This window comes from Fervidobacterium sp., assembly GCF_059913585.1.
Window position 1 is genome coordinate 67,570 of sequence record NZ_DBOLZL010000010.1, and the last position, 12,286, is coordinate 79,855.

Sequence of the window (12,286 nt, forward strand, 5' to 3'; positions counted from 1 at the left end):
TCTTGGCGAGGGATGTACATGGAGTTCGAATTCGAGGAAAAAATGCGAAAGAAACACTATGGATATGTTGGGCAAGTTGGCAAATTTCAAGAAATCCAGATGAGTCAAAGGAAGCTTAAAGTCGTCAAAAGGTTTTACAGAGATTACTACTCGGAAAGATTCACAAGATTTTACGTTAGATACAAATACACCGACTTAGCAATAGGCGTCGATAAGTTCAACCTCCAGATGCTCGATGGAGTTTACGATATAGTTAGGAACCACTACAACGAACTTGAGGAATTAAGGGATTTAAGCAGGGAGTTCTTTGAATCTTTCAAACCTGTTGATGTTTCTACGCTTTCAAATATTCCTGACATAGCCATTGTGATGTCCGAGGCGTCTAAATTAGCAGGGGTAGGACCGATGGCTACCGTTGCTGGAACTTTTGCTGAATCGGTTGGGAAGTATCTGTTGAAAACACATGGCTGCGATGAGGTTATTGTAGAAAACGGTGGCGACATTTATTTAAACGTTCGAAGAGAGGTAAGGATAGGGATTTTCGCAAATTTTGATAGTGAATTCAACAAACTCTCTATTGTTTTAGGACCTGGCGAATACGGGGTGTGTACTTCTTCTGGGAAGATAGGTCATTCTGTAAGTTTTGGTAATGCTGATGCAGCTTGTGTAATAGCAAGGAGTGCAGCGGTTGCGGATGCTTTCGCAACGAAATATGGCAATTTGATAAAAAGCGAGAAAGATTTTGAAAAGGTCTTGGAACTTGTAAAGAATGATATTGACGAAAAAAGATATATTGTTGGTGTGTTGTTTGTTGTTGAGAATAAACTACTTGTTTACGGAGATGTGAGACTTTCAATTTAATTTGGAGGTGGGGAAGTTGAAAGTTACAGAAATGGTCAGAGAAAAAAGGATTATATCTATAGAGATAATCCCACCAAAACGTGGAGAGGATGTTGAAAATATTTATAGAACCTTGGATAAGCTTATGAACTACGATATTTCCTTTATAAACATTACAAGACATCCTGTCGAAGTAGACTACATTGAATACGAAGGCAGAATTATTAAGGTTCATAAGGTCAAAAGGCCTGGAACAATCGGGTTAACTGCTGCGTTGATGAACAGATACAGAATTGATGTTGTTCCACATCTTGTTTGTGTTGGGATGAGTAAATTTGAAATGGAGGATATGTTGATAGACCTGGATATAATGGGGGTTGATAATGTTTTCGTTATACGTGGTGAAACTGCCTTAAGTGTTGAGAAGTACAACAAAGGAGATTATAAATACGCAGTTGATTTGGTGGAACAGATAAAAGACCTAAACATGGGAAAATACCTCTACACAGAAGCCAAGCCAACGAATTTTTGTGTAGGGGTGGCAGGATACCCAGAAAAGCACTATGAATCTCCAAACATGGAAACTGATTTGAAATTTCTCAAGCAAAAGGTAGATGCAGGAGCAGATTATATTATCACGCAAATGGTCTTTGATGCGGATATTTATAAAAACTTTGTTGAGCGTTGTCGAAGTATAGGCATAAATGTCCCGATAATTCCTGGGGTAAAGCCTGTAGTTAGCAAAAATTCAGTATTTAACATCCCAAAGAAATTTTTTGTGACCATACCTCAAAGGTTTGTCGAGGCAATTGATAATGCGAAGACAAAGGAAGAAGAATTTAACGTAGGAATACGTTTTACAGTCGAACTTGTTGAAAAGCTTATCGAATACGGTGCTCCAGGTATACACATTTTTACAATGGGGCGCGGAGAGGAAAGCTGCGAAGTAATTAAGCATACTCAAAGCATACTCAAATGAGAATGAGAAATTTTGAGAACTATCGATTGAATGAGTAAAAGTTCACTCTTGCGGTGCTTAAGATGAGACAGAAAATCACAGAATGAATTCGATTGGTAAAACAATTTGTGATAGAATGTTTTTAACACGTGGTTGAACAACTTTTTATTAATACGAAGGTGGGATGTGGATTGGCTGAGTTCCAAAAGTTTGGTAGACTTTCAAAGATTAGGGAAATAATTCGTGATATATTTTTCGACAATGTGAAGCTCTCTTACGGCTGCACAGAACCTGTTGCCGTTGGGTTATCTGTCGCTGTGGGGAAAGATTATCTGAAGGGTGAATTGAAAAGGTTAGAAATATTAATGGACAGAAACACTTACAAAAACGGTTTGGAAGTTGGTATTCCAGGAACTCATTTACATGGTTTTGAAATTGCAGCGATGCTGGCTTATTTGGTTGGTGATTCAAAACTTGGACTTGAGGTCTTTAAAAACGTGACTGCAGAAATAGTTTCTAAGGCGTATGAGATGAAGGATAAGGTTACTGTGAAATACGAAAACGATGTACGTTTGCACATAAAAACAAAACTTGTAGCAGATAACGAGGTAATTGTTGAGATAACTGATTCTCATGATAATGTTACCAGAATTGTTGTGGATGGAGATGAGATACTCAATACACAATCGAGTGTGAATTTCAAAAAAGATACAGCAAAAAGTATCACGTTGAACGAGATATTTGATTATGTGCAAAATCCTGATGAAGATGTCTTAGAGATTGTTAGACAAGCAATTCAATACAATGTTGAGATTTCAAGAATAGGTTTGGATACACAGGGAAATTTTGGAAGAATACTTGAGGGTGTACCACGGTACGTTGCTGCCGGTGTTGACCAAAGAATGAGTGGTGCATTGTTACCCGTGATGACTGTTGCGGGCAGTGGAAACCAAGGGCTTTCGTGTATAGTTCCTGTAGTAATTGTTGCAGATGAACTTGGTGTATTGCAAGATAAGAAAGAAAAAGCAGTTTTGCTTAGTATACTTGTTACTATTTACATAAAAGCTTACACAGGAATGTTAACCCCAATATGTGGAGCTGGCAGTATAGCTTCGGCAGGTGCAGCGGCAGGGATTGTGTATCTGAATGATGGAACAGACGAGCAAATCAAGAATTCCATCAACAACGTACTTGCTACATTGTTTGGTATGACGTGCGATGGTGCAAAGAGAAGTTGTGCGCTTAAAGCAAGCATAGGTACTCAGATGGCATTGAACTCAGCCAAGTTGTCTTTGAACGATACAAACATACCTTGCGGAAACGGATTTGCCGCAAAAGATGTGGAAGAAACTATAAGAAGACTGGAACTTCTAACCAATTCTCTTAGAAACTTTGATGAGGATGTTATAAATTTTATAGGACATTGCTAGTGGTTTTTAGCTTTTAAACTTTTCTTCAAATAACTTTTCCACAAGTTTTATATACTCAGAAATCTTTTCAATATGGTTTAGATAATTAAATTCAGAGTCTTTATCACGTGCAGCATATTCGATATCCTTCGCCAGTTCTCCTATTTCTTCAAAACCAAGCGAACGTGCGGAACCTTTGATGCTATGGGCTTCTTGCCGTATTGTTTCAAAATCTCCTGTCGATAGTGCCGCGATTATATTGTTTAGTGAACTTTTCGAAGAGGTAAGAAATGTTTCTAGCAGTTCTTTCTCAAATTCCGGTGTCAGGTCGTATTCTTTTTCAGCTTTTGCCAGTTCTTCCGTTAGTTTTGATATATCGTTTGCAATTTCTTCAGCTTGTTCTTTTTCCTCAGGCTTAGCTTTTCTTTTTGTCGTTTCAGAAATTGATGATTCAACTTTTATAGTCTCTGCCTTCTCGGCTAGGTGGCTACAGTACGTCGCAAGAACGCGTGCAATTTCTTCAACCTTTATTGGTTTGACAACGTAATCGTTCATCCCGGATGCCAGAACCTCATCTTTGATGTTTTTCATAGCGTGCGCAGTTAAGGCCACTATCGGAACATCAAGATTGAACTGCCTTATCTTTTTGGTGGCTTCTATTCCGTCCATTTCTGGCATGAGTATGTCCATGAAGATTAAATCATAGTTGTTCTTTAGAGATTTTTCTACAGCCTCTCTTCCGTTGAATGCAAATTCAGGTTCTATTCCGAATTTTTTGAGTATCTCGGAAATGAGCAGTCTGTTTACTTCGTAGTCTTCAGCTACCAAAACCTTCGCTCTGTACCTTTTTATTTCAGAAGTTTTCTTCGCGTCTTTTGTAGTTTTGGCTACGCACTTTTTCAGCTTTAGAGTGAAGTAGAACTTGCTCCCTTTACCTTCTTCACTTTCAACGTTGATTTTTGAGCCCATTAGTTCTACTAGTTGTTTACTAATTGACAACCCAAGTCCAGTTCCACCGTATTTTCTAGTTATTGAAACATCAGATTGCTCAAATGGTTCAAATATTTTTTCAATCTTTTCCTTTGGAATTCCTATACCTGTATCTCTTACTGAGAAGTTTATATATTGGTGTTCCTCGTCTTCTCCTACCTTTTCAATTTGAACAGACACTATCCCACCTGCAGGGGTAAATTTGATCGCGTTGTTAATCAGATTGAACAGCACCTGCTGGAGCCTGACAGGATCAAAAACTAAGCAATCTGCAATATTGTCGTCAATAGAAATATTATAGCCAACGTTTTTCTCTCGTGCTTTTGCTTCATACAACAGAAGAGAGCTTTGAAGTTCGGCTTTTAGGTTAGATTCAACGAACTCAAGTTGTAATCTACCACTTTCGATTTTTGCTAAGTCTAAGATATCGTTTATAACTCCAAGCAAGACCTCTGTAGACTTTAGTATGGTTGATAAATATTTTCTTTGTTTTTCATCTAAATTCGTTTCCGAAAGTAGGTTTGCAAACCCTACAATACCATTCAAAGGTGTTCTGATTTCGTGACTCATGTTCGCCAAGAAGTTACTTTTTGCCATACTTGCTTCTTCTGCAGCTTTCCTTGCTGATATCAGTTCCTGTTCATATCGTTTTTTCGCTTCAACGTTCGCAATTAATGAGGCTAAGAGTTTGAATATATTTTTCTCAATAGGATGCCAATCTCTAAGTTCTTTAGTTGCTGCACTTATAAAACCCGATACTTCGTTCTCTAGTATTATTGGAGTGATAAGTGCACAATGATGTTCTCCAAGTATCTTTATTATCTCTTCGTTTTTTGTTGCATCTTTTGTAATTGCAAACTGTTTACCTTGCATTAGTTTTTCTAGTTCCGGCCCTTTTACTTTTTCTACATCGAAAGTGATTGTTGATGTTTCATTCGGATTTTCAGAATAAAACCAAGAACTAATGGATACAAAAGACCCCGCATCTTTGATAAACCTGTAAACCCGTAGTCTCGAAATGTTTAGCTCTTTGGCAACAAGTTCAACAGCTTTTGAAAACTCTTCATCAAGCCTTTCAATAGGAAGGTTTATAAAGTTGATGGCTAAGTTTATGATGATTTGCTGATACTTTGCAAGCTTTCTAATGACTTCCTGTGCAATTTTCTGTTTGGTGATATCTTTTTGAATAGAAAGTATACCTCTTTTTCCATTTGGCAAGGTGATGCTCGTTTCGTAGAGCTCAAGATATCTAATTTCTCCGTGCTTTCCTAAGTTTCTTACTGTATGCACCAGGGTCTTTCCGGAAAGTATCTCTTGAATGTTCTTTTTAATCCTTTCGTCATCTTCTTTTGGTGCAAGAATTCTGACATTTTTACCAACCAGTTCCTCTTTGGACCTTCCGTTTATTTTGCAAAATTCTGGGTTTACGTCGATAATGTTACCTTCCTCATCTTCGATAAGTATACCAACAGGAGCAAATTCGAACAGAGTTTTGTAACGTTCGTTTTCTAACATTCTTTCTTGTTCTGAGAGTTTTACATCGGTTATGTCGTGGAAGAATACAACCTTTCCTTTCTCATTACCTTTTTTATCTCTCAATGGGTTAGTCCATACTTCGAAATAATGTTCAAACCTTTTGATAACGCCTTTACCATGTTTTATGACTTCCAAGCATTCTTCACTAAGTATGTTCTTGGCTGGCTGGTATAAAATATCATTTTTTCCAAGTAGGTTCTTAACATAATTTTCAAAATTTGGGTTAGCACTGATTATATAACCATCCTTATCGAGAACAACTATCAAGTCTTTGGATGATTCGTAAACGATATTTTTTATCTCAATCTCTAAATCAAAGCCGTGTAACTTTTGCGCTTCGAAGAGTATGATGATAATACTTATCATCAACCCGAAAGGTAGCAAATCTACAGGCAGGTTGAGGAAGATATAAAGAGCACTTGCAGTAACAGGGATGATAACTGCAGCAAGTAAGTGGATTATTGTAACTTTTCGAAAAACTGTTTTGTATCTATTAGCCATTTTTAAAAGCAGGTAATAACCTATGAACGAAATAGTATAACCGTAAAATACTTGCAAGTAATAGAAAGGTCCTCTCAATATATAATTTCCTTCGACGACGTAACCTTTTAAAAAAAGATTGTGCAATTCGTTTGTCCAAACGAGAATGGTTGAAATAACAGGAAGAATGAAGAGTATTGCAATTTCCTTTCTTGCGACCTTTCTTCCTGAGAAGGTCGAAACAAAGAAATACCAGAGCACAGGGATATACGGAATAGCAAAATACTGCATTTTATACCAAGAAAAGGCAAGTGAGATATCTCCGGAGAGTAAATTAAGTAATTCCATAGCATAGCCAAATGAATAAAATCCTACAGCAAATGATGTGAGCGCACCTATTATGGAGATTGGTTTGTTTCGATACCGTAGAAACACTGCTATTGCCTGCAATGAGATTATCGAATTGTATAACAGCAGGAAAACGAAGATTATAGAAATTTTAAACACTTGTATCACGCTCCTTTTTCCAGATGACTTTTCTGATATCTTAACATAGTGAATTTGTGTTAAAATTAAAATTACAAAAAATCAAAACAATCATTTTCTTCTTGTCTATGCTAAAATATGAAGTGGGAGACTGTCTAATAACCAAACTGTTGCGTAGCAGATATGCGGGGGTGTTTTAATTGCAAGAGCTTCTGAATGGGATACTTGCATTGAGTATAGGTAATGTTGTCATGATAGGAATAGGAACTTTTTTAATATACCTCGCCATCTCAAAAGAATATGAACCAGCGCTATTAATTCCCATAGGTTTTTCTACAATATTGGTGAATATTCCTTTCTCTTCTGCCATCGACCAATGGGTGAGTGGAGTTTTACATCGTGGTGTTCTGAGTATATTCTTCGACATAGGTATTATAACAGAAATCTTTCCACTTTTGATATTTATCGCAGTAGGTGCAATGATCGATTTTGGACCTTTGCTTGAGCATCCTATAATGTTCCTCTTTGGTGCGGCTGCTCAGTTTGGTATATTCGCAACGATGGTTGTAGCAACGCTTTTGGGGTTTGACATAAAGCAGGCAGCTTCCATAGGCATAATCGGTTCTGCGGACGGACCAACTTCAATTTACGTTGCGGGAAGATTCGCAAAAGACCTGCTCGGTCCAATCTCGGTAGCAGCCTATTCTTATATGTCTCTTGTCCCGATAATACAGCCACCAGTTATTAAAGCTTTAACTAGCAAGGAAGAAAGAAGAATAAAGATGGCACCGAAGAGTTTAAAAGTGAATAAAACCGCCAGGATTATTTTTCCTATTTTAGTTACCATTATTGCAAGCTTAATTGCTCCAAGCGCAGCGGCATTGATAGGCTTTTTGATGTTTGGAAATCTTTTAAGAGAGTGCGGAGTCTTAAGCTCAATTTCAAAAACAGCTCAAACAGAACTTGCAAATATCGTCACAATTCTTTTAGGGTTGTCTATAGGTTCAACGATGACGGCTGATAAATTCCTACAACCAAGGACACTTTACATACTGCTTTTGGGTGTTGTTGCTTTTGTTTTTGATACCGCTGGTGGCGTATTGTTTGCAAAGTTCCTAAATCTCTTCCTCAAGAACAAAATCAATCCCATGCTCGGAGCGGCTGGAATTTCTGCGTTCCCGATGTCTGCACGGGTTATTCACCAGTTGGGTAGGAAAGAGGATCCAACAAATTACTTACTAATGTATGCTGTTGGAGCAAATGTTGCCGGTCAGATAGGTTCAGTACTTGCTGGTGGAATACTGATAGCACTCATAGGGAATTTGTAAAATGTTGACGGAGATGAGAGAGTATGGCGAATGTAAACTTCCTGCTAGCGTTAAAAATAGGTATCACCGGATATTTAGTTCTAATCGGTATACTTCTTTTGTTCTACGTTTTGCTAACATGTTTTGTGAAGTTTTTTACTAGGAGTGATAAGAATGGCTCGGAAAAAGGTGATGGAAAAACTGCAGAATGAAATCAAAAATATGGTTTTCCTATTCAGCGAGCATCTTTTGAGTATAACTACAAACAGGGAGACTAGCCTCAAAAGAAGAGACTTTGAACAGCTACTTAAGATAGCTGTTGATAATCTCAGCTTTGTTCATAGCGGAAGCGTTCTATGGCAGGATAAAGATGAGACATTTTCCTATTTGGCGGTTTATAACCACGACTACGACATTCTAAAGAATATTAAATTTTCGCAGAAGGAAATGGTTATGAGAAGATTCAAGCGTGTGTATATAATTAAACGAAGAAGTGTTGATTTAATCAAAGAGCTTGCAAGAAAACTGAACGAAGATGAGGAACTTATTCAACAAAAAGCACGAAGTATTGATAACATAAAGGCTTTTATATCTATACCTATAAGATCACAAAGAAAAATCGTGGGTTTCTTCAACTTGGACACTTGGGAAGATGAAAATATATTCGAAGAAGTTGATTTTCAAAATGCTGCTGAGGTAATAGGAAATTTACTTTCCACCGTCGTTGAGAAATTTGAGTTAATAGAGGCTATAAAAACAAAGAATGCAGAAATCGACAGAGTGAACCTTTTTGATAAATTAACTTACCTACCCAATTTGAAGAATGTAGCTATTTACTTCGATAAGTATTCTGAAATAACTAAGCGAATCCCGGTTAAGTTGTATATGATGCTTCTGGATGTAAAGGAGTTTGAGAAGATAAATAAAGTCTACGGATATGAATTCGGGGACGATTTGTTAGTTAGACTATCGAAAATTATTACAAAATCATGCAGAAAAAGTGATGTAATTGGTAGAACCAACAGTGATGAATTTGTAATACTCACCCTTTCAAAAGAAAATCCTTTAGCATTAAAGAAGAGACTCGAAGAAAAGATTTCAAACTTGGCTTCAAACTTAGGAATAGGCTTAGAAGTTCAAATAAGCATAGCTGAATATGGAACAGATGGAAAGGACTTGAACACGCTTATTTCAAAAGCTCAAGAAAAACTTTACCAAAAACGTGTTTTTGCTGCATACTAGCATAAAAGGGCGATTTTAACCTTAAATCGGAGGTGAAAGAATGGGTAAAAGGGATGACATAAACAAAGAACAGCATAGCCAAGAAACCGTAAGAAATTCTGAACATTTTGAACATTACTACGTTGAAGAACCCCAAACTCCTTTAAAAGTTAGAGAAGTCCAGCTTAAACTGAAGAATGGGCACATTTATTCTTTTAAAAGTCCTTCAGGAGTTTACTCGTTTGGAGATGTTGATAAAGCTACACAGATACTTATCAATCATCATGCGCCAGTCAGTGGGAAGGTTTTAGACATAGGTTGTGGATACGGTGTAATAGGTATTGTTTTGAAGAAAGAAAATCCTACCATCGAAATTTTCATGTCTGACATCAACAAAAGGGCTGTTGAATTCGCAAAAATAAATGCAAAAGATAACAACATCGATGCTGATATAAGGCAGGGGAATTTATACGAGCCTTGGGATGGGATGCTTTTTGACCATATTATCGCTAATCCACCAATTGTTGCTGGTAAGAAAGTGTGGATGGAGTTAATTACCGGAGCGTATGAACATCTAAAGCCAGGAGGAACACTCCAGTTAGTTGCGTATCACAACAAAGGTGGCGAAAGGATAAGGAACTTCATGAAAGAAGTTTTTGGCAACGCCGAGGATATCTGGAAAGAGGGCGGTATTCGAATTTATCTATCGCGAAAAGAGTAAATAATTTAGATTTTAGATGTAGGTGAGTGAATAGGTGTGCTCATAGAACTAAAGAACGTTTCTGTTATTTTTGAAGAGAAAACAGATGTTGAGAAAATAGCGCTTAAGGATATAAATCTATCTTTTTCAACGGATGAGAGTATTTTGCTTATAGGTAATACAGGCTCCGGAAAGACAACGCTTATATATTTGCTGGACTTACTTATAAAGCCTTCTAAGGGTTTTTTACTTTACGACGGCAAGGACCCTTTCTTTTACCCGTACGAGTTCCGTAAAAGATTCGGGGTGGCTTTCCAGATACCGGAAAGACAGTTTTTTAGCGAAACTGTTGAAGAGGAAATTACTTACGCTGCAAAGAATTTTGGTGTTCCATTCACTCAAGAAGATATTGAGAAAGTGCTTGAACTTGTGGGGTTAAGAAAAAATGTACTTAAAGAATCTCCTTTCAAGTTATCTGGTGGCGAGCAGAGAAAAGTAGCAATAGCATCCATTTTGTTACATAAACCGGAATTCCTTATATTTGATGAACCAACTGCGGGATTAGATTTGAAAGGCGTGCTTGCGATTAGAGAAATTCTAAAGAAATTCAAAAACAGTGGTAAGGGTTTTCTCGTAGCAACTCATGAACCGGAGTTGTTTGAAGATTTGTGTGGTAGAAAAATAGTCTTGAAAAGTGGTTTTGTTTTGGAAGATGTGAGGTTATCAGTAGCCCACACTTAAAAGGGCAGGTGGTTTGTTTGTTATTTGAGTATAAAGGTATAGATCGAAGTGGAAAAAAGCTGAAAGGAATCGTTCAAGCAGATAGTATAAAAGAAGCATTGGACAAACTTAAAGAGCAAGGCATTTTGGTCACCGATATTGTGGAAAAAAGTGAAAAAAGAGCATCCGAAGGGCGTGTCTCAACTGGACGCAATGTAGCTAAAAAAAGAACAGTTTTCCAAGTGAAATTGAAAGATGTCGTTCTTTTCGCAAGACAGTTAGAAACAATGATAAGTGCAGGTTTGAGACTAGTGGATGCAATAATGACACTTTCAGAACAAGAGGTGTTTTCAAAAAAATTCAGGAATATACTTAGAGAAGTTGCAGCTGATATGAAAGGCGGTATGTCCTTTTCCGATGCACTTGAAAGACAAGGAGTGTTTGACTCTATCTTTATAAACATGGTGCGTGCAGGTGAAGAAGGCGGTGTATTAGATGTTACTATGAAGAAAATCGCAAATTATTACGAAGGAATGAACAGGCTAAGAGAGCAAGTAAAATCATCTATGGCGTATCCATTGTTTATCCTAGGTTTTGCTGTAGCCGTCGTTATCGTAATTTCCGTTTTCATTTTACCTAAGCTTATCTCCGTATTTGGTACAACGCCCCAAGGAGGGGTTTTGGGAATGCTTATGAAGTTGAACTACATCTTCACCAAAAAGTGGTACATACTATTGCCTATTGTTGTAGCAATTGGCGTCGGATTGAAATTCTTCCTAGACACAGTTTACGGTGCGTATTTGAAAGAATTCATAGGAGGATTAATTCCGCCGATAAGAAAGCTGAGACTCAAAATGGCTAACGAAAGGTTTACAAGAACACTCGGAGTTCTCATCGGAAGTGGAGTTCCAATGGTTAATGCGTTAGATATGGCTGCTAAGGCTTCTAACAATCCGAGGTTTATGGCAATAATGTCCAAGGTTATTGAAGAAGTCAAAGCAGGGAGTAACTTAAAAGATAGTCTGAAACGAACAGGCATCTTTCCACAAATTGTGTACGAAATGGTTGGGACCGGTGAACAAACTGGTAAACTCGATGTTGTCATGGAAAAGGTTGCCGATTTCTATGAAGAAGAAATCCTGGCTGATACAAAGAAGCTCGTGAGTCTTATCGAACCGATGATGATTGCGTTCGTTGGTTTGTTTATTGCTTTCATTGCTTTTACAATGTACTCAACGATATTCCAAATGCAAGGTCAGTTTGGACGATAAATACTTCAAAATCTTGTGAAGGTGGTTGAGGTTGAACCTAATTGAACTGATGGTTGTGCTACTTATTCTAGGGTCTGTTTTTGTTGCTTTTTCTTTTAGCCTTGTGAAAATGGCCAATATTGATTTCACAAAAGACTATGTAGAAACTGCTGTTTATGCAGGTTTGTGGAAATCACAACTGTACAAAGATTACAAAATCAACAATTACTGTCGAATAGTTACTGTGGATATGGTAGAGTTTTACAAATCTTCTGAAAGCTGTCTTTCAGGCCTTGTGGTTAACTCTTTCAGATGGGCAAAAGGTGGGACATACTCAGGAGTAGCGGTTGAACCTATCCTTTTTAAAGTTTCAGGGGGGGAAAAATAAT

11 protein-coding genes are annotated in these 12,286 nt (G+C 37.5%); 10 read left to right on the plus strand and 1 reads right to left on the minus strand.

The window, feature by feature from the left end:
• Window positions 1-18 precede the first annotated feature (18 nt).
• The 3 genes from AC3M61_RS02455 (at window position 19) to AC3M61_RS02465 (ending at window position 3,228) form a co-directional block, all read left to right on the plus strand.
• Entirely contained in the window at window positions 19-861 is an 843-nt protein-coding gene (locus AC3M61_RS02455) for a UPF0280 family protein (protein ID WP_500779342.1), read from the plus strand.
• A gap of 7 nt (window positions 862-868) precedes the next feature.
• Window positions 869-1,819, plus strand: a complete 951-nt coding sequence (locus AC3M61_RS02460) for a methylenetetrahydrofolate reductase (protein WP_500779343.1) — start codon at window positions 869-871, stop codon at window positions 1,817-1,819.
• A 215-nt stretch (window positions 1,820-2,034) separates the two neighbouring features.
• The gene (locus AC3M61_RS02465) at window positions 2,035-3,228 is read left to right on the plus strand and encodes an L-serine ammonia-lyase, iron-sulfur-dependent, subunit alpha (protein ID WP_500779397.1); all 1,194 of its coding nucleotides are present in this window, start codon (window positions 2,035-2,037) and stop codon (window positions 3,226-3,228) included.
• 6 nt (window positions 3,229-3,234) lie between these two features.
• Here the strand turns inward: AC3M61_RS02465 and AC3M61_RS02470 are convergent, their stop codons facing one another.
• Complete coding sequence (locus AC3M61_RS02470; protein ID WP_500779344.1) at window positions 3,235-6,720, minus strand: histidine kinase N-terminal 7TM domain-containing protein; 3,486 nt, start codon at window positions 6,718-6,720, stop codon at window positions 3,235-3,237.
• Between the two features lie 179 nt (window positions 6,721-6,899).
• On the opposite strand from AC3M61_RS02470, the gene AC3M61_RS02475 reads away from it, so the two are divergent.
• From AC3M61_RS02475 to AC3M61_RS02505, 7 genes are read left to right on the plus strand one after another with little or no spacing between them, the layout of a single operon-like run.
• On the plus strand, window positions 6,900-8,027 hold the full coding sequence (locus AC3M61_RS02475) for a sodium ion-translocating decarboxylase subunit beta (protein WP_500779345.1): 1,128 nt from the start codon (window positions 6,900-6,902) through the stop codon (window positions 8,025-8,027).
• Window positions 8,028-8,050: 23 nt separating this feature from the next.
• Complete coding sequence (locus AC3M61_RS02480; RefSeq protein ID WP_500779346.1) at window positions 8,051-8,218, plus strand: hypothetical protein; 168 nt, start codon at window positions 8,051-8,053, stop codon at window positions 8,216-8,218.
• Window positions 8,181-9,248 (plus strand): GGDEF domain-containing protein, encoded by a 1,068-nt coding sequence (locus tag AC3M61_RS02485; RefSeq protein ID WP_500779347.1) that lies wholly within the window; start codon window positions 8,181-8,183, stop codon window positions 9,246-9,248. Before AC3M61_RS02480 ends, AC3M61_RS02485 begins: the two co-directional genes overlap by 38 nt.
• Window positions 9,249-9,288: 40 nt before the next feature.
• Window positions 9,289-9,948 (plus strand): class I SAM-dependent methyltransferase, encoded by a 660-nt coding sequence (locus tag AC3M61_RS02490; RefSeq protein ID WP_500779348.1) that lies wholly within the window; start codon window positions 9,289-9,291, stop codon window positions 9,946-9,948.
• A gap of 36 nt (window positions 9,949-9,984) precedes the next feature.
• The gene (locus AC3M61_RS02495; protein ID WP_500779349.1) at window positions 9,985-10,668 is read left to right on the plus strand and encodes an energy-coupling factor ABC transporter ATP-binding protein; all 684 of its coding nucleotides are present in this window, start codon (window positions 9,985-9,987) and stop codon (window positions 10,666-10,668) included.
• Between the two features lie 8 nt (window positions 10,669-10,676).
• On the plus strand, window positions 10,677-11,918 hold the full coding sequence (locus AC3M61_RS02500; RefSeq protein ID WP_500779350.1) for a type II secretion system F family protein: 1,242 nt from the start codon (window positions 10,677-10,679) through the stop codon (window positions 11,916-11,918).
• 31 nt (window positions 11,919-11,949) lie between these two features.
• Window positions 11,950-12,285 (plus strand): hypothetical protein, encoded by a 336-nt coding sequence (locus AC3M61_RS02505; protein WP_500779351.1) that lies wholly within the window; start codon window positions 11,950-11,952, stop codon window positions 12,283-12,285.
• Window position 12,286: the final 1 nt, after the last annotated feature.